Source organism: Variovorax sp. P4_D9 (assembly GCF_056401695.1).
In genome coordinates, this window is sequence record NZ_JBFUIU010001674.1 from 1 (window position 1) to 725 (window position 725).

Sequence of the window (725 nt, forward strand, 5' to 3'; positions counted from 1 at the left end):
GCCTACGCCCGCACGGTGCAGCTGCCGAGCGGCGGCGCGATCGTGATCGACCACACCGAGGCGCTGGTCTCGGTCGACGTCAACTCGGCCCGCGCCATCAAGGGCGGCGATATCGAGGAAACCGCGACCCGCACCAACCTGGAAGCCGCCGACGAGGTGGCACGCCAGATGCGCTTGCGCGACCTCGGCGGCCTGATCGTGATCGACTTCATCGACATGGACGAGTCGAAGAACCGCCGCGAAGTCGAAAGCCGCCTGCGCGACGCGCTGCGGCAAGACCGCGCCCGCGTCCAGTTCGGCTCGATCAGCAAGTTCGGTCTGATGGAAATGAGCCGCCAGCGCCTGAAGCCGGCGCTCAGCGAAGGCTCGTCGATCCCCTGCCCGCGCTGCGGCGGCTCGGGCCACATCCGCGACACCGAATCGAGCGCGCTGCAGATCCTGCGCATCATTCAGGAAGAGTCGATGAAGGACAACACGGCCGCCGTGCATGTCCAGGTGCCGGTCGAGGTGGCGTCGTTCCTGCTGAACGAGAAGCGCCCGGAGATCGCCAAGATCGAGCTCAAGCAGCGCGTGACCGTACTGATGGTGCCCAACAAGACGCTCGAGACTCCCAACTACAAGCTCGAACGCCTCAAGCACGACGATCCGCGCCTCGACCACATCGAGGCCAGCTACAAGATGGCCGACGAGATCGAGGATCCAACCTCGGTCACGCGCCGCTCGCA

The 725-nt window shown here is 65.9% G+C and carries 1 protein-coding gene; it reads left to right on the plus strand.

The features are described from left to right. Window positions 1–725: ribonuclease E/G (locus AC1DY5_RS57705; RefSeq protein ID WP_478123052.1), on the plus strand; the 725-nt coding region annotated here is incomplete at both ends.